Genomic DNA, 17,973 nt, shown 5'->3' with positions numbered 1-17,973 from the left:
ACTTAAAAAACCGACCGCCCTCAGGGCGATGCCAGGCAAGGAGCACGGATGACGCTGTAGCACGCTGCCGCGAACTCGAAGCGACGCCGCCTGTGTCGTCCTCAGGTCGTCGCCCCCCCTCCAGGCTCCCTATGTGTGGCATCGCCGGCTACCTCTCATCCCTCCCCCTGCCTACCGACGATCTTCGCGCCCGCATCGAAGCGATGAGCGCCGCGCTCCGCCACCGCGGCCCCGACAGCGGCGACGTCTGGTGCGATGTAAACGCCGGCGTCGCCCTGGGCCACCGTCGCCTGGCGATCATCGATCTTAGCGAGGCCGGCCGCCAGCCCATGCACTCGGTCTGCAAACGCTACGTGCTCACCTACAATGGCGAGATCTATAACTTCGCCGAGCTACGGGAGGAGCTTGAGGCCCGGGGAGACCGCTTTGTGGGCGACTCCGACACCGAGGTCCTCCTGGCCCTTCTGGCCCGCTACGGTGTCAACGACGCCCTGCAACGGGTCAACGGCATGTTCGCGTTCGCGCTCTGGGATCGCGACGAGCGCGTCCTCTGGCTGGCGCGCGACCGCACCGGGCAAAAGCCTCTTTATTACGGCCGCCAGGGCCAGGCTTTTCTCTTCGGCTCGGAGCTCAAAGCTCTGCGCGCCGCTCCGGAGTTCAACGCCCCCATCGACCGCCGATCCCTGGCCTCCTTGATGCGGGTACGCAACGTGCCCGCTCCCCACGCCATCTACGAGAACATCCACAAGCTGCCTCCGGGCTGCTTCGTCAAGGTCGATGCCACCACGCTTCAGACCGGAGAACCCCGGCCCTACTGGTCAGCGAGCGAGGTCTTCGCCGCCGGGCGGCGCTCCCCATTTACCGGCAGCCGCGCCGAGGCCGCCGACCTTTTGGAGACGCACCTCAAAGACGCCGTCGGCGCCTGTATGGTCTCCGATGTCCCCGTCGGCGCCTTTCTCTCCGGGGGCATCGACTCCTCCACCATCGTGGCGCTGATGCAGACGATCAGCTCGCAGCCCGTGCGCACCTTCTCGATCGGCTTCTCACAACGCAGCCATAACGAGGCCGAATACGCCCGAAAGGTCGCCGAACACCTGGGCTGCCAGCACACCGAGCTCTACGTCGACGACACCCGGGGACTCGACGTCATCGAAGACCTGCCGCAGATCTATGATGAGCCCTTCGCCGACTCCTCCCAGATCCCCACCGTCCTCGTCTCCGAGCTGGCCCGCAGCCATGTCACCGTCAGCCTCTCCGGCGACGGCGGCGACGAGCTCTTCGGCGGCTACCACCGTTACCGTCTCTTCGAGACCTTTGCCCACACACGACGGGCTGTGCCCGGCCCGCTCTTCAACACAGCAGGACGCCTGCTCAAAGGCATTCCCGGCCCTCCCCTCGATGATTTTCTAAACCGCCTCAGCCCGGATCTCGGCACTCGCCGAGTTGGCGAGCGCCTGAACCGACTTGGCGAGTGGATCGCAGACTACCCCACCGAAGCCGATGCCTACCGCCGACTGCTCGACCTCTGGCCCGACGCCCAGAACCCCACCCTGGGAGCCTCCCCACACCCCCGCGCCCCCTGGCCCGAGCCCTCCGGCTTGACCCCCCGTCGCCTGGCGATGCTTGACGACACCCTCCGCTACCTGCCCGACGACATCCTCACTAAAGTCGACCGCGCGGCGATGGCCCACAGCCTGGAGACGCGCATTCCCCTGCTCGATCACCGCGTCATCGCGTTCGCCGCCACCTTACCCCTGCACTTCAGCCGCGACGCCGGCCCCGGCAAGGCCCTGCTGCGCGAGGTGCTCGCCCGTCATGTGCCCCGAGCGCTGTTTGAACGCCCCAAACAGGGATTCGCCGTTCCCCTGGGCGAGTGGTTGCGCACCGGCCTGCGCGCCTGGGCCGACGACCTCCTCGCTCACGACCGCTTGAAACGGCAGAACTTCTTCGACCCCACGCTGCTCTCCGAACGCTGGCGCGAGCACCGCAGCGGCCACCACGACTGGTCCGCTCGCCTCTGGCCTGCGCTGATCTTCCAGAGCTGGTTGGCCGCCACCCACCCCGATCGCTAAAGCCCCGGTGCCATCACCCTGCGCGCCCGCGCCGCCGAGTTCGACCGCCCCGCCATCCTGCAGCGCTACCTGGCGCTCGTGAACGCGGCGTTGGCCAGCTGAACGCCGTCAACGCATACCACCTTTGGGGGTTGAACCCTCTCCCTCGCCGTCCGCAGACGGAAACGACGGGGTCCGACCCCCGGGTGGCCCGTTCGGGGTCACGGTCCGTTCATGGCGGTTGGTCAGATGAGGCGTCCCGGGACGGCACCGGGTGGGGTCACACCCACGGTCGGGCCGTTCGCGGTCACGGTCGGTTCGTGGCGGTTGCTCAGATGGGGCGTTCGGGGACGGAACAGGGTGGGGTCGCACCCACGGTCGGGCCGTTCGGGGACAGGGGCTCGGGCTGGTACTGGTACTCGTACTCGATCTCGATCTCGATCTCGGGCTCGATCTCGGGCTCGATCTCGATCTCGATCTCGATCTCGATCTCGGGCTCGATCTCGGGCTCGATCTCGATCTCGGGCTCGATCTCGGGCTCGATCTCGATCTCGGGCTCGATCTCGGGCTCGATCTCGATCTCGGGCTCGATCTCGGGCTCGTGAACCCCTACGGCACGCACGAATCGACCGACATCGCAGACCTCGACGTCCCACAACCACCCAACCCCAACCCGCACTCTCCCAACGCCCGCATCCCCCCATCCAGGTAATGCCATCCCCCTGAAAACCCGTTACTTTTTTTGACGTCCCCCTCCCCGGAGGCGATAACCGACGTACTCTCGAACAGACGCCCCCAACCCGAGCGCATTCAGGGCGGCGCTGGCAAGGAGGCTGGGATGAAGCTGTGGCAGCGCCACCGCGAATCCCAGTCGACGCAGCCAGCGTCGTCCTGAGGCGCTCGGCACTCACGAATCGACCCACACCGCGAACCCCCCAGGCCCCACAACCACACAACCACACAACCACATAACCCCATAACCCCATAACCACACGCGCGCCCCACAACCACCCAACCACACAACCACCTAACCACACGCGCACCCCACCCGATCCACACGCAAACCCCGTAAACAAAACAACCTGGGGCGGATCCCTAGCCGAAAAACCTATGAAAAAACTCATCCACTATTTCATCCCCGCCCACCTCCTCGAAGACGGCGTTGAGCGCCGACGCGCCGAGGCGGCGATCTCCATCATTCTCTTTATGGCCTTCTGGGGCGTGCTCACCGCGCTCTTCGCCTACATCGTGATGGACAACCTGACGATGCTGGCGCTGATCGTGGGGGGCTCGTCGATGACCTTCTCCGGGGCCTGGGTGCTCAAACGCACGGGCAGGTTGGCGTTGACGGGCTATTTTGTGCTGATGCCCTGCATGCTCCTGATTATCGCGGTGGCCACCTTCACCGGGGGACCGATGGCCACCGCGCTGACCTGGCTGATCATCGTCCCGCTGCTCTCGCTGGTGCTTCAAACCAAACGCCACGCCTACGTCTGGATGGGCGTGGTCATGGCGATCTGGGTGGCTTTTCTGGCGCACGAGGGCTTTGGGCCGGGCTTTGGGCCCTCGATCGCCGGCGGCAGCCCGCTGGGCAACCGCGCGCTGGAGCTGATTGGGGTGGGCTCGATGGTCTTTGGCATCTTTATGTTCAAAGATCGCCTCCAGGACTGGCTGGTCAGCGCGCTCAACCGCCAGCAGGCCCGCACCCGCGCGGTGGTGGAGACGGCGCCCGACGCCATTCTGACGTTGGATGCCCGCGGCCTGGTGCTCGACGCCAACGCCGCGGCCGCGCGCATCTTCGGCGCCTCCGAGACCGCTCTGCAGGGTCAGCCCGTCAGCGCGCTCATCCCCTCCCTCGACGAAAAAAGCCTCGCCAGCCACCGCCAGGCCGACGACAACGCCAACCACGAGCACACCGCTCTGCGCCGCGGCCAGGAGTTTCCCCTGGAGCTCGCGCTCGGCAGCTTCGAAGAGGAGGGCGCCCTGCACCACGTGCTCGTCCTGCGCGACATCACCGATCGCATGGCCGCCCAGCAGGCCCTTCAAGCCGCCCGCGACGAAGCCCTGGACGCCAGCCGCGCCAAGAGCGCGTTTCTGGCCAACATGAGCCACGAGCTGCGCACCCCGCTCAACGCCGTGATCGGCTACTCCGAGATGATTCTCGAAGAAATCGAGCTCACCGGCGACGAAAACCCGGCGATGCGCGAGGTCGTCGCGCCCTTTGTGCCCGACCTCAACCACATCCGCGGCGCCGGCAAGCACCTGCTCGCTGTCATCAACGACATCCTCGATCTCTCAAAAATCGAGGCTGGCAAGATGACCACGCACCTGGAGCTCTTTGATCTGGCCGCGCTCCTGCGCGACGTGACCGCCACGGTGCTCCCCCTGGCCCAGAAAAACGGCAACCAGGTCACCCTCGACATGGACGAGGACGCCATTCGTTTTGTGCGCACCGACCCCACCAAGGTGCGCCAGATCGCGTTCAACCTTTTGTCCAACGCCTGCAAATTCACCCACTCCGGCACCGTCACCGTGGATGTGCGCCCCGACGAGGAGAACAAACACATCGTCATGGCCGTGCGCGACACCGGCATGGGCATGACCCCCGAGCAGCTCGCCAGCATCTTTGAGGCCTTCACCCAGGCCGACAGCTCCACCACCCGCGAGTTCGGCGGCACCGGCTTAGGCCTGACCATCACCCGCCACTTCGCGAGCCTGCTCGGCGGCACCATCGAGGTGGAGAGCCAGGTCGGCCAGGGCACCACCTTCACCGTGCGCCTGGCCATGGATCTGGGCAGTGACGACGAAGCCGAGACCCCCTACTCGACCCTGGTCGACACCTCCCCGGTCACCCACGCCACCTTCACCGGCAGCGGGCACACCCTCTCCAACCTCCCGGCCATCGGTGAGTCGGGCCTGGTGCTGGTGGTCGACGACGACCCGACGGTGCGCGACCTCTTCCGCCGCATCTTAGAGCGCGACGGCTACGAGGTCGTCTGCGCCGCCAGCGGCACCGAGGCCCTGCTGCTCGCGGAGCAGCTTCGCCCCGACGCCATCACCCTGGATGTGATGATGCCCCAGATGGACGGCTGGACCGCGCTCTCCCGGCTTAAAGCCCACCCCGAGCTCAGCCAGATCCCCGTCATCATGATCACGATGGTCTCCGAGGCCGCCCGCGGCTACGCGCTCGGCGCCGACCACTACCTGATGAAACCGGTGGAGCGCGACGCCCTGCTGGAGATCCTGCACACCTACCGCGACGCCGACCTTCCCGGCGAAGAGCCCATCCTTATTGTTGAAGACGACGAGCCCACCCGCGCCCTGATGCGCCGGGTCCTCCACAACGAGGGCTGGCAGGTCATTGAAGCCACAAACGGCCTGGAGGGCCTGGAGCGCCTCGAAGACCACCGCCCCCGGCTCATCCTCCTCGACCTGATGATGCCGAAGATGGACGGCTTTGAGTTTCTCCATAAGCTGCGTCAGGATGAGGCGCATCGCCACATCCCCGTCGTGGTGGTCACCGCCAAAGAGCTCACCGACGACGATCGCACCCGGCTTCGCCAGGGCGTCAACGCCATCATCGACAAGGGCGGAAACGAGCGCGATCACCTCCTCGATGAGCTCCGCAAGATGGTGCGCCGCCACACCCCGCGGCCGGTCGTCGACACGCTCCTCTGAGAGTGATACTTCCCGCGCTCACGCAGCGATTCTTATGCACGCCCCCCGAACTCCTTCTATCCACAAAGCTCTCGTCGTTGAGCTCATTGGCCTAAGGCCCGAATCATGCTTCAAAACGCCGTCGATTATTTTATTCCCGGGGACTATGGCCAGGGGCGCGACATTGAGCGAAAACGCGCCGAACTGGCCATTCAAACCGTCTTCTTTCTGGTGATCTGGGGCCCCATCGCCGCGACCTTTATCTGGGTAACCCAGCACTCGGTGTCGATCACGCTGGCGGTGATCGCGGCGACGATTTGCGTGGGCTCGGCCCCCTTTGCGCTCAAGCGCACCGGGAGCATGCCGCTGGCGGGAAATCTCATCCTGATTCCCTTTTACATCCTCTTTCTGGGCATGGCGCTGGCGGCCAACGGCATGGACTCCGAATCGCTCAGCTGGATGGGGCTGGTGCCCATGTTTGCGCTGCTCTTCCTGGGCACTCGCCCCGCCCTGGGGTGGCTGGCGCTGACGTTAACAACCTGGGTGGCCATTTTTATCGCCGACATCAACGGCGTGGCCTTCGCGCAGATCATCGGCGCAAACAGCCCCGAATCGACCCGACTCATCGAGATGGTGGGCATGACCAGCGTGATGTTCTCGATGTTCGTCTTAAAAGACCGCCTCCAGGAGTGGCTTATCGACCGGGTCAAAACCCGTGAGGCCGAAACCCGGGCGGTGGTGGAGACGGCCCCCGACCCCATCCTGACAATCAACGCCGATGGACGTATCGAGAGCGGAAACCCGGCCAGCGCCCGGATCTTTGGCCTCTCCGAAGACGCGCTCATTCAGACTCCGATCGAGGCGTTGGTCCCGGCGCTGACCGCGGGCAGGCTTCGCGAATCGGCGCTCAAGGGCACGTTGCGCTCGGCCACCGAGCTCGAAGGCATGCGCCACGGGGAGCTCTTTCCGATCGAGGTGGCACTGGGCACGCTCTACGACTCGACGAATGTGCGCTTTGTTTTGATCTTGCGCGACGTCACCGAACGCCACGCTGCCCGCCAGGCCCTGGAGCTGGCCCGGGATGAGGCCCTGGAGGCCAACCGTGCCAAGAGCGCCTTCCTGGCCAATATGAGCCATGAGCTGCGCACCCCGCTCAACGCCGTCATTGGCTACGCCGAGATCGTGCTGGAGGAGATCGACGTCATCGTCGAAGAGCAAAACGAGGCAACCCCTATCGTCGAGCCCTTTCGACCCGACCTCCAGCGGATCCGCTCGGCCGGACAACACCTGCTCGCGCTCATCAACGACATCCTCGATCTCTCCAAGATTGAGGCCGGCAAGATGACCACCCACATCGAGCTCTTTGACATCAGCGAGCTCCTCGATGATATCGCCGCCACCGTCGCCCCCCTGGCCCGACAGAACTTCAACACCCTGACGATGACCCTCGATCCCGACCTGCGCTACATGCGCTCCGACCCCACCAAGGTGCGTCAGATCGCGTTCAACCTTCTGTCCAACGCCTGCAAATTCACCCGCCAGGGCCAGGTCAAAGTCGACGCCCGCCGCGACACCGAGGCCGACCAGATCGTTATCAGCGTCACCGACACCGGCATCGGCATGACCCCCGAGGAGCTCAAGCAGATCTTTGAGGCGTTCACCCAGGCCGACACCTCCACCACCCGTGAGTTCGGCGGCACAGGCCTGGGCCTGACCATCACTCGCCACTTCGCCAGTCTGCTCGGCGGCACGATCGAGGTCGAGAGCCACAAAGATCAGGGCACAACCTTCACCGTGCGCCTCTCCGCCGATCTTCGCGCCAACGAGATCCCCCGCGACGACGTTGAAGACGACGCCGAGCGCCCCCGCACCCGCACCCTCTCCACCTCCGGCCAGACCGCCGACGCCCTGACCGACGCCGGGCTCAGCTGCGCCTCGGGCGACGTGGTGCTGGTGATCGACGACGACCCCACCGTACGCGATCTTCTGCGTCGCATGCTCGAGCGCGAAGGCTTTGAGGTCGTCTGCGCCGCCAGCGGCACCGAGGGCCTGCACCTGGCCGCCGAGCTGCAGCCTGCCGCCATCACCCTCGATGTGATGATGCCCCAGCTCGACGGCTGGTCCACGCTCGCCAGGCTCAAATCCGATCCGAAACTCGCAGAGATCCCCGTCATCATGGTCACCATGGTCTCGGAGACCTCCCGCGGCTACGCGCTCGGCGCCGACCACTACCTGATGAAACCCATCGATCGCGACGCCCTCTTGAGCATCCTTCAGCGCTACCGCAGCGACGAGGAGCAAGGCGCATCGGCCCCCGAAGGCGGCCGCGTGCTCGTGGTAGAAGACGACGAGCCCACCCGCTCGCTCATCCGCCGCGTGCTTGAGAAAGAAGGCTGGCAGGTCGACGAGGCCACCAACGGCCTGGAAGGTCTGGAAGCCCTCTCCGGCGCTCCGCCGGCGCTCATCCTCCTCGACCTGATGATGCCCAAAATGGACGGCTTTGAGTTCTTGCGCCGGGTGCGCCGCGATGAGGCCCACTGCCAGATCCCGGTGGTCGTCATCACCGCCAAAGAGCTCAGCGACGCCGATCGCGACGAGCTCTCCCGCGGCGCCCGCGAGGTCCTGCCCAAAGGCGGCGACGATGGCGAGCTCCTGCTCGAGCAGATCCGCGAGCTGGTGCGCAAGGTCCACGAACACACCTGATCACCCACGCGGCACACCCGCGCCGGGGCCGCCGCGCTGCAGTTTTTGCCGACCGGCCGATCTGCTATAGAAGCCGACGAACGTCCCCTGACTTCGTCGGCTTTTTACTTTGAGGACATCCCCATGCCCACGACGCCCTCCCCCCGGCTCGCCATCGCGCTGCTCTCGGCCCTCTCGCTCGCCATCGCCTGCGACCAGGCCCCCGACACCCCGCAGACCGGCCCCGCCCCGGCGGCCACCGCCGCCGGTGCCAACGACACCACCGGGCTTGAAGGCGGCCAGCTCGTCTACAAGACCACCTTCGACGGCCCGGCCCTCGGCGAAGAGTGGCAGAGCGGCTACGCCGGCTGGCAGATCGAGGACGGAAAGCTGCACATCGCCGGCGCCAAAAACGACGCCCTCTGGCTGCAAACGCCCCTTCCCGAACATTTTCGCGTGAGCTTTGAAGCCACAGCGCTCTCGGAGGTGGGCGATCTTAAGTTCGAGATCCTCGGCGACGGCCAGACCCACGAGAGCGGCTACATCGGCATCTTCGGCGGCTGGAACAACAGCCTCAACATCATCGCCCGACTCGACGAGCACGGCGACGACCGCCTCGTCGGCGCCTCCGGCCAGAAGGTCGAGCCCGAGCGCACCTACACCTTCGCCATCGTGCGCACCGACAACCGCCTGCGCTGGTTCGTCGACGGCAAACCCTTCCTCACCTACGCCGACGAAGATCCCCTCAAAGGCGACGACCACCGCCATTTTGCCTTCAACAACTGGCAGGCCCCGGCCACCTTCGACAACCTCGAAGTCTACGATCTGGGCGCGGAGTAACCACACCGCCAACCACACCCGAGCGCACTCAGGGCGGCGATTGGCAAGGAGCAAGGACGAAGCTGTGGCAGCGCCACCGCGAGTCCGCAGCGACGCAGCCAGCGTCGTCCTGAGTGCGCTCGGCGCCCACCCGAGCGCACTCAGGGCGGCGATTGGCAAGGAGCAAGGACGAAGCCGTGGCAGCGCCACCGCGAGTCCGCAGCGACGCAGCCAGCGTCGTCCTGATGCGTTCGGCGCCCCGCAACCACCTAACCCCACAACCACAAACCGCGCACCACCGAACGCCCTCACGAATCACCCAACGTCGTGTACCCCCCAGGCCCCTCAACCACACAACCACCCAACCACCTAACCACAAAAAGCGCACCACCAGCCCCCACACACGCCCCCCCACATCGCGTCCCCCCAAACCTTCTAACCCAACCTCCTCTTCACCCCCGCCACATACCGCTCCAACGCCTCCGGACAGAGGTTGAAAAAGAGCGACGGCTCCACAAGCTCCAGCTCCGCGACCATCGGCGCTCCGTCTGCACCCCGCACCAGATCCACCCTGGCGTAGAGCAGCCCTTCGCCCCCCACCGCCTTGAGCGCCCGCTCGCCAACCTCCCGCTCCGCCGCATCGATCGGATGCGGCCCGCTCACCGATTCATCTTCGCCGGCAAAACGCGGCGACTTGCGCACGCTATGCGTAAGCTCCCCGTCGATGAAGATCAGCGAGCGCTCCCCGTAGGTATCCACACTCTCAATATAGGGCTGCACCAGCACATCTTCGGCGGCCACCAGCGCCCCGACCACCTCCTCGTCGATCGCCCCGGCCTCCATCACATGCGTCTGGTACGAGCCGGCCGAGACCGCCGGCTTGACCACGATCTTACGCCAGCCCTGATCCTCACAGATCTCCCCGGCTTTTAAACACGAGCCCCGCTCGATCATCGCCGTGGGCACCGCCGCCACCCCCCGCAAGGCCAGCGTAAGCAGGTAGCGCTTATGGGTGTTCCACAAAACGACCTGTGCCGGGTTGAGCAGCTGACTTCGCTCCCCGACGGCCTGTGCCCAGGCCACAAAGGCGTCGCGTCGACGATGATAGTCCCAGGTCGAGCGAATCACCGTCAGGCTGCTCTCCCCCCAATCCACCGTCGCGTCATCCCAGACCACCTGACGAGCCCGCAGACCCGCCACCTCCAGCGCCGCCATCAAGGGCGCCATATCGGCGTCGGGCTCCGGGAGCTCGGCGCAGGTCACCACCTGCACATCCCACTCCCGAAGCCCCGCCCCGCGTCGGTTATCGATCACAGGATGATGTCCACGCGGTAGAGCTTCCCTTCACTCTGATGCACCAGATACAGGCTGTCATCGACCGGGCTGATCGCGATGCCCGCCAGCGCGCCGGCGCCCAGGCCCGTGTCCAGCTCCCGCAAATGCTCACCCTCAAGCGTAAACGCGTGCAGCTTGCCGGTGGCCTGGTCGCTGACAAACATCACGCCATCATGCAGCGCGAGCCCGCTGGGCTGCTCCAGGGTCCCCGGCGCCACGATCTCTTCGAGCTCCGCGCCCTCCATATGATCGTAGACCGAGATCCCGTCGTAGTTCGGGAGCGTGATCGAGTCGCCCATCTCCCCGGAGTCAATGTTCAGGCGCACGATGCGGCTGTTTCCGGTATCGGCCACATAAAGAAGACGCGTCTCTTTATCGAGCTCCATATGGCTGGGCACACCTTCCACCCGGCTCAGCTCGCCATTGACATAACGCAGCACCTCGCCATCGGTATGATCGTCATAACCCATACCGTGATCGTCATTGAAGTCGGTGCGATCCAGCGAGCCATGCATCCCGTTGAACACCCAGTAGACGTTGTCCACCTCATGGGCGATCCCCATCCCGTAGGGCGCGTGATGCAACATATCGAAGTGCGATCCGTTGAGGCCGGGAGGCGGCTCCTCGCCAAATAGACTCAGGTCGGCCGACCAGAGCACCGGACCCATAAAGTCCGCCTGGCCGTCCAGGTAGTTCGCCGTGCGCTCCTCACCGACCGTAGCCCAGAAGCCGTTATCGCCAAAGGCCATCGCCGGCGGCCGACGCATAAAGTGCCAGGCGTTGGGATCGACCTTCACGATCACGTTCTCCTCGGCCGTCCCCAGGTTCTGAATGATCGTCGTCGATCCCTCCAGCGCCGCACAGCCCGCGGCGGTGGCGTTACCTTCTTCACAGGGCTCCGTGCTCTCATGCTCCCGACGCACGATCCACAGCTCATGCTCCTCGGCCGGATTGAACGCCAGATCGGTGAGCTCCATCGAGCGCTCCGTGGCGTAGATCTCCTCCAGGCTCACCGTCCCCGGCGACCCATCGCCCACCCCGATCTGATGGCCGGGCGGCAACGCCTCACAGGTCTGCTCCGGCGCACACCAGGGCGTCTCACCGCCGCAGTCCGCAAAACTCTCACATTCGGCCTGGCTCCCCTCGCCACACCCCGCAGCCAGCATCATCGACGCCGCCCCCAGAAGGGTCAGATCTCTCCATCCTGCAACTCGCACATGCACTCCTGATCTCACAAAACCTGCGTTTCACTTCAGCGAAGCCACCAACCTTCGATGGCACGTCGCCCTCATCGTTGCGCCGCGTCGATCCACGTCGAACTCGGTCGATCCTCGATCGCATCCACGGCTCCGGGCGCGGGGCTACGTCACCTCGACGCGCACTCTACGCCAGGGCCACCTTCACCACAAACTCGCTCGCCAGCACCGACCGCCCGATCCCAGGCGTCGGTCAGCGGCGTCGGTCCGTGGGGCGTCGGCCACAACCACACATCGATCCCAAAGGGGATCTGCCAGAGATTGCGCCAACCCAACGCCACGAGCGCCGCAATTCTTCCCCGCACCTCGTCGCAATCCCCCGCCAGAAGCGCCGATCCGAACGCCTTTGCCTGCTGCAAAAAGCGCAACCTCCCGGCCCGATGTTGCGGCGCATACACCTGCTCCTCCTCACTTAAAAAGGCCTCCAGCCCCACCGCCTCCGCCATCATGATCAGGGTCATCGTCGCGTAACGCGCCCCCACCCCCTCCACCTCAAAACGCCGCGTCGAGGTCCGCACATACCCCCCCAGCGTCACCCGGCGCCCCCCCATCCTCTCCAGCGCCGCCACAAAACGCTGATCTTCGAGATACCCCAGCCCCTCCTCAAAGCCCCCCACCGTCTCAAAGGTCGCCCGGCGCATCAGCATCCCCTGATCCCCGTTGGTCGTCAGCGCCCGGTTCAACGCCGACTTCCGCTCCAACCCCCGGTAAAACCTCCGCCGCGCCCGGCGCCCCTCCCCCTCAAACCTCAGCGAAAAATGCCCCACCACACGCTCCGATACCCCTCTCCCTTCCTCCCGGCGCATCCGCTCCAGAGCGTCCCTCAACAGATCCCCATCCGCCGGCACGCTGTCCGCATGCAAAAACAACAACCACTCCCCCTCACTCTCCTTTGCCCCCGCGTTCATCTGCACCCCTCGCCCCGCCCGCCCCACCTCCACAACGCGCACCCCGGCTCTACGCGCGACCTCCACCGTGCCATCCTCCGAGCCCCCGTCGGCCACTACCACCTCCAGCGCCACGCCCCGCTGCATCCTCAACGCGTCGAGCATACGCCCCAGCCTGCCGGCCTCCTCCAGCGTCGGAATCACCACCGTGATCCGCTCCACCTCACTCACAACGCCGCCGTTTCACGTGAAACACCTTTCATATCAACCACTTAGAAAAACCTATCGCCCCACACCCAGCGCTTCAAACGCCTCCGTCTGCGAAATCAACGCCGTAAATCGCCGCGCCCCCTCCGCGTTCAGATACCCCGGATCATACCAGAGCGCGCGATCCTCAAGCTCCTCAAAACGCGCCTCATCCCAGGGCCGCCACGCCACTCCCGCATGCTCCGCCGCAAGATCTTCGAGCGCCTCGGCCGCCTTTGCCTCCCACACATCGCGCCCCTCTCGAAGCCGCGGCCCCTCAAAGATCACCACCTCCACGCCCTGCGCGACCGCCAGATCCACAAACGCCTCATAAAACGCCCACCCCTCCGCGTCGAGCCGCGCCCCCTCCACATCATAAGGCGCCGCCTCCACCTCCCGATACGCCCCCACGCGACCCACAAACCCCGTCCCGCCCCCCTCCGGCGCAAAAAACGCATGCCGTACCACCTCAAACACCCGGTGGTTGTAGCGGTAGGTCGCCGACCACAACTTCACCCCCGCCCACGTCCCCATCTTCGGAAGCTCCCGACGCGCGACCTCATACGCGTCATAGGCCGGCGTAAGAATGCGCGCCCGCGCCAGCCGCGGCTCCCGAAGATCGCGGGGCTCCACCTGCAAAAGCACCGCGTCGGGCACCTGCCCGGCCTCCACCAGCATCGCCAGCACCATATACGCGTAATAGGTCCCCTGCCCATTCGCCCCCAGATTTAGCGCCCGAACCCCCAACTCCTCGCTCAACCAATCCGTATCCACATGATGGCGCGCACGCGAGCTCCCCAGCACCAGCAGATCGATGGGCTCCCCCTCCACCGCCGCCCGCACCTGCCCCATCCCCTCCCCGGTGCGCACCCGCGCGCTCATCGTCCGCAGCAGCGCACCCACGCCCAGGTCGGCGAGCACCAGCACCGCCAGAAACCCCGCCACCCACGCCCATTGTTTTGACTTCATCGCCGCACCCGCTCGTTACTCACGCTCAAAACTGGAAGTAGATAAACTGCCCGGCACCCTCCGCCCCGAAGAGCGTGATCCCCAGCGCCAACGCCACATACGCCCCCCAGCGCACCGCCACCGGCCGCTGCGCCAGCCACGCGCGCCCGCTCCCCTTACGCTCCTGCAACACCTGCACCCCGAACATCACCACCAGCCCGACCGCCGCGCTCAACAGAATATTGAGGTCCAACAACGCCAGCCCTTCCGGCCCCGGCATCACCCCCGCAATGCGCCCGAGGATCACCATCGCATCATCAAAGGTCGCCGCCCGGAAAAAGATCCAGCTCAAACACACCAGATGGAACGTGATGAGCATCCGCCAACCGGACACCGCCATCGCCGGAATCCCCAATCGTTTCGCCATCTTATCGCGCCAGGGAAGTGTGATGCGCGACGCCGCCAGCATCACCCCCTGCAAGGTCCCCCAGATCACAAAATTCCAACTCGCCCCGTGCCACAACCCACCCAACACCATCGTGATCATCAGGTTACGATACGTCTTCCACCTCCCCCGCCGATTCCCCCCCACCGAAATATACAAATAGTCCCGCAGCCAGCTCGAAAGCGAGATATGCCAGCGCCGCCAGAACTCCGTGATCGACTGCGAAAAATACGGCCGCTCAAAGTTCTTCATCAGGTCAAACCCCAGCACCTTCGCCGCCCCGATCGCGATGTCCGAATACCCCGAAAAGTCGCAGTAGATCTGAAACGCAAACGCGTAGGTCGCAAACCCCAGCGTCCACCCCGAATGCGCCTGGGGGTTGCCGTAGACTGCGTCCACATACACCGAGAGGTTGTCGGCAATGACCACCTTCTTAAAGAGCCCCCACCCCATCAGCTGCAACCCGGACTGCACCCGCTCAAAATCGAACGCCACCTCCCGATCGAGCTGCGGCAAAAGGGCTTCGCCCGCCCAATCGGCCCGGCGATCAGCTGCGGAAAGAAGGTCACAAAGAGCGCAAACTTGCCAAAATGCCGCTCCGGCTTGAGCTCCCCCCGCCAGATGTCGATCGTGTAGCTCAACGTCTGAAAGGTATAAAACGAGATCCCCACCGGCAGCAGCACATCGAGCTGTGGCGGCGCATAACTCACCCCCACCGCCCCCAGCGCCGCGGCCAGGCTCGTATGAAAAAAGCTCCAGTACTTGAACGTAAAGAGCATCCCCAGGTTAAAGCTCAGACTCCCCAGCAAGATCCCCGTCTGACGACGCCGACTCTCCGACGCCCCCATCGCTCGCCCCGCCACGTAGTCCACACACGTCGACGCCAGGATCAAAAACGCGTAGCTCGCGTTCCACTGCATGTAGAACACGTAGCTCGCCACCAGCAGCAGCATCCACCGCCAGCGTTGACCCAGCGCGAAATAAAGCGCGCAAACCACCCCGAAAAAGACCGCAAACTCAAGCGAGTTAAAGAGCACCGTCTGGCCTCACCCCATACTACGCTGTGAGCAGAAGCTGACGTCGATGGCTGCGAGGTTGAGAACGTCTCGGGCAAGGCGCAAAACGCAGGCGATGCATTAGCATCGTCGAGGCTTTGCAACGCCGCCCGAGGTGGTCTCAACGAAGCAGACGCGGCGTCAACGATAGCTCACGGCGTAATACTCTCCGATCAGAACGTCACGATTCCATTGCGCCCGCCCCGCTCGCTTATGGAGGAGTATCGCCCCCCAGTCTACCGCCTTGCCTCTCCCAGCGTCGAGCATCAATATCACTCGCCGACCACCATCAATAAGACAACAAAAACAAACACTTACGACACAAACATACCCCACAGCGTCCGGCACAGGCACGCGTTCACCCCGCCCACCACCCTGCTCGGCGCCGTCGCCATCGCACTGGCACACCCACCCAACTTTCGGTACACCCACCCCCGACACAGACCTCGAACCCCCGGAGTGCACAATGAGTGAAGGACTGGATCAAGAAACGCTCGAAGGCCGCCTCAAGGCCATGCTCGACACCCTCGATGAGAGCGACCTGCGCTACCAGGCCCTCAAAGGCTCGGTGGAGTTTCGCTCCGCCTGGGTCGACCTGGCCGAGTACTTGAGCGAAGTCGTCGACAACGACGCGTTCAAAGAGTGGGGCTACCGCACCGTCTTTGCCTACTGCGCCACCGAGCTGGACATCAGCCGCGCCACCGCCCGCAAGCTCCTCGAAGGCTACAGCTGGCTCGCTGAAGAGGCCCCCGAATACCTGCCCAAAAACCGCCCCGCCGACGCCCCCGCCCGCGTCATGCCCGATATGGACACCGTCTCGGTCATGGCCAAAGGTTATGCCGACTACGCCGATGAGCGCGTGCCTCAAGAAACCTACCTGGAGCTCAAAGACGCCGCCCTGCGCGGCGAACGCAACGCCCGCGAGCTGCGCAAAGAGTTCAAAGAGGCCGTCCCCGAGCACCTGCGCGAGACCCCCGCGCCCAACCCCCTCAAGCACCTCAAACGCGCCCTCAACGAGGTCGAAAAAGCCCTCGACCAGATGGAGCCCGAAGAACAAGCCGAGCTCTTGCAGCAGGCCGGCGAGCTCAGGGATGCGATCTTTGCCCTGGTGTCGAGCCAGGAGATCGCCGGGGAGTGAGCGTTATCTCTCCGGGGGCGGCCCGGGGCCCTCTGGCGCTCCGACCGCCACCTATGCCATCCTCTCCCCTCCACAATACAGAAGTTGACCCTTCAGGGAGAGGTCCCCATGGCGTATGGATGGTTGATCCTTCGCACGCTCATCGTGCTCGTTGCCGTGCTCGCGCTGGCCTACGCCGCGCTGCGCCTGCTCGCCAGGCACCTCGGCCAGCGCCAACCCACAGACCCCGGCCGCATCGAGCTTCTGGAACGTCAGCTCATCGAGCCTCGCCGCTCTCTGCTGGTGGTGCGCACCGCCGGCGAGTACTGGCTGCTGGCCAGCACCGAGCAGGGCATCAACCCGGTCGGTAAGCTCGACCCCGCCCCCTGGCAAACGCCCCCCGCGTCGACATCCTCCTCCGAGCTTCGGCCGGAGCTCCCCGGCGAACTCGACCCCGCGCCCGACGCGATCGCCGCCGACATCAGCCTCAATGGCCTCGATCCCGATGTCCTGATCCCCGCACCGCAGGCCGAGATCACCCCGTTCGAGCCCCCGAGCAACGCCCACCCCGGGCGCTGAACGGATCAAAAAAGATCGAAAAAAACGCCACCCCACGCAAAACCTCCGCGCGCTCCACGACAATAAGAGACACAGCCTGACTGACCTCAGACGACCCGAGCCCGCGGAGCTCATCGTGTCTCTTCGCTTCATCGCCCCCCTCATCGCTGCGATCGCCATGCTGGCGCCTGCGCTGGCCAGCGCTGAGCCCGTGGCCGGACCGCTCCCACCCACCGGCGGAAGCCCCCTGGCGCTGACCGCGCTTCTGGCTGGCATGGCGCTTCTGCCCTTCGCGCTCATCCTGGTCACGAGCTTTGTGAAGGTCGCCGTGGTGCTCTCGATCCTGCGCACCGCCATCGGCGCGCAGCAGGTCCCGCCCAACACGGTGATCACCGGCCTGGCGATCCTCTTGAGCATCTACATCATGGCGCCGGTCGGCCACGACATCTTCACCGAGCTCCGCCCCCACATCGACGCCTATGAGGCCGGGGAGCTGCAGGTGAACTTCAGCAGCATGGAGGAGGCCGGCCAGGCCGGCGCCGCGCCGCTTCGTGCCTTTTTGATGCGCCACGCCGACCCCGAAGATCGCCTGCTGCTGCACGAGCTCGCCATCGAGCTCCGCCCTCCCGAACAGCATAAAAACGTCGCCGCCGAAGATCTCCTGGTCGTCGTGCCCGCCTTCGTCATCACCGAGCTCAAAGAGGCGTTTACCATCGGATTTATCCTCTTTGTGCCCTTCATCATCGTCGACCTGGTGGTGGCCAACATCCTGCTCAGCTTAGGGATGCACATGCTCAGCCCCACCACGGTGAGTCTGCCCTTTAAGCTCCTGCTCTTCGTGCTCGTCGACGGTTGGTACCTCGTCGTCAAGGGCCTGATCCTCGGCTACGTCTGACGCCCTCACCCCGGAGTTTCGC

14 protein-coding genes are annotated in these 17,973 nt (G+C 65.0%); 7 read left to right on the top strand and 7 right to left on the bottom strand.

Annotated features, from left to right (window positions below; all coding sequences use genetic code 11):
* The first annotated feature begins 131 nt into the window (after nt 1-131).
* A complete protein-coding gene (gene asnB, locus FRC96_RS04125) occupies nt 132-2,072 on the top strand; it encodes an asparagine synthase (glutamine-hydrolyzing) (protein WP_146973014.1) in 1,941 nt (646 codons plus the stop codon).
* A 310-nt stretch (nt 2,073-2,382) separates the two neighbouring features.
* On the opposite strand, the gene FRC96_RS04120 is transcribed toward asnB, so the two are convergent.
* Nucleotides 2,383-2,673 carry a hypothetical protein gene (locus tag FRC96_RS04120; RefSeq protein WP_146973011.1) on the bottom strand — a complete coding sequence of 97 codons (291 nt, stop codon included), beginning with the start codon at nt 2,671-2,673 and terminating at the stop codon, nt 2,383-2,385.
* Nucleotides 2,674-3,161: 488 nt separating this feature from the next.
* Here FRC96_RS04120 and FRC96_RS04115 point away from each other — a divergent pair, with 488 nt between their 5' ends.
* From FRC96_RS04115 to FRC96_RS04105, 3 genes are all read left to right on the top strand, one after another.
* Nucleotides 3,162-5,729 carry a response regulator gene (locus tag FRC96_RS04115; RefSeq protein ID WP_146973008.1) on the top strand — a complete coding sequence of 856 codons (2,568 nt, stop codon included), beginning with the start codon at nt 3,162-3,164 and terminating at the stop codon, nt 5,727-5,729.
* A 105-nt stretch (nt 5,730-5,834) separates the two neighbouring features.
* On the top strand, nt 5,835-8,411 hold the full coding sequence (locus FRC96_RS04110; protein WP_146973005.1) for a hybrid sensor histidine kinase/response regulator: 2,577 nt from the start codon (nt 5,835-5,837) through the stop codon (nt 8,409-8,411).
* Between the two features lie 123 nt (nt 8,412-8,534).
* Nucleotides 8,535-9,230, top strand: a complete 696-nt coding sequence (locus FRC96_RS04105) for a family 16 glycoside hydrolase (RefSeq protein ID WP_146973002.1) — start codon at nt 8,535-8,537, stop codon at nt 9,228-9,230.
* 414 nt (nt 9,231-9,644) lie between these two features.
* Here the strand turns inward: FRC96_RS04105 and FRC96_RS04100 are convergent, their stop codons facing one another.
* From FRC96_RS04100 to FRC96_RS21790, 6 genes are all read right to left on the bottom strand, one after another.
* On the bottom strand, nt 9,645-10,523 hold the full coding sequence (locus FRC96_RS04100; RefSeq protein WP_146972999.1) for an ATP-grasp domain-containing protein: 879 nt from the start codon (nt 10,521-10,523) through the stop codon (nt 9,645-9,647).
* The gene (locus FRC96_RS04095; protein ID WP_146972997.1) at nt 10,520-11,761 is read right to left on the bottom strand and encodes a hypothetical protein; all 1,242 of its coding nucleotides are present in this window, start codon (nt 11,759-11,761) and stop codon (nt 10,520-10,522) included. The genes FRC96_RS04100 and FRC96_RS04095 overlap by 4 nt, the downstream gene beginning before the upstream one ends.
* A gap of 149 nt (nt 11,762-11,910) precedes the next feature.
* Nucleotides 11,911-12,918 carry a TIGR04283 family arsenosugar biosynthesis glycosyltransferase gene (locus FRC96_RS04090; RefSeq protein ID WP_146972994.1) on the bottom strand — a complete coding sequence of 336 codons (1,008 nt, stop codon included), beginning with the start codon at nt 12,916-12,918 and terminating at the stop codon, nt 11,911-11,913.
* Between the two features lie 51 nt (nt 12,919-12,969).
* Nucleotides 12,970-13,902, bottom strand: a complete 933-nt coding sequence (locus FRC96_RS04085) for a hypothetical protein (protein WP_146972991.1) — start codon at nt 13,900-13,902, stop codon at nt 12,970-12,972.
* Nucleotides 13,903-13,927: 25 nt separating this feature from the next.
* Nucleotides 13,928-14,821 carry an MBOAT family O-acyltransferase gene (locus FRC96_RS21795; RefSeq protein WP_230469861.1) on the bottom strand — a complete coding sequence of 298 codons (894 nt, stop codon included), beginning with the start codon at nt 14,819-14,821 and terminating at the stop codon, nt 13,928-13,930.
* On the bottom strand, nt 14,779-15,363 hold the full coding sequence (locus tag FRC96_RS21790; RefSeq protein WP_230469860.1) for a hypothetical protein: 585 nt from the start codon (nt 15,361-15,363) through the stop codon (nt 14,779-14,781). The genes FRC96_RS21795 and FRC96_RS21790 overlap by 43 nt, the downstream gene beginning before the upstream one ends.
* Nucleotides 15,364-15,847: 484 nt before the next feature.
* On the opposite strand from FRC96_RS21790, the gene FRC96_RS04075 reads away from it, so the two are divergent.
* The 3 genes from FRC96_RS04075 to sctR all read left to right on the top strand — a co-directional run bounded on the left by FRC96_RS04075 (nt 15,848) and on the right by sctR (nt 17,951).
* Complete coding sequence (locus FRC96_RS04075) at nt 15,848-16,519, top strand: hypothetical protein (RefSeq protein WP_146972988.1); 672 nt, start codon at nt 15,848-15,850, stop codon at nt 16,517-16,519.
* A gap of 108 nt (nt 16,520-16,627) precedes the next feature.
* Nucleotides 16,628-17,077: a flagellar biosynthetic protein FliO gene (locus tag FRC96_RS04070; RefSeq protein WP_146972985.1), complete on the top strand. Its 450-nt coding sequence runs from the start codon at nt 16,628-16,630 to the stop codon at nt 17,075-17,077.
* A 115-nt stretch (nt 17,078-17,192) separates the two neighbouring features.
* On the top strand, nt 17,193-17,951 hold the full coding sequence (gene sctR / locus FRC96_RS04065) for a type III secretion system export apparatus subunit SctR (protein ID WP_230469859.1): 759 nt from the start codon (nt 17,193-17,195) through the stop codon (nt 17,949-17,951).
* Nucleotides 17,952-17,973 lie beyond the last annotated feature (22 nt).

Origin of the sequence: Lujinxingia vulgaris (assembly GCF_007997005.1) — a bacterium.
Lineage (GTDB): Bacteria > Myxococcota_A > Bradymonadia > Bradymonadales > Bradymonadaceae > Lujinxingia.
Note: the sequence above shows the minus strand (reverse complement) of the source record. Positions and strands in the feature narration are given on the sequence as shown.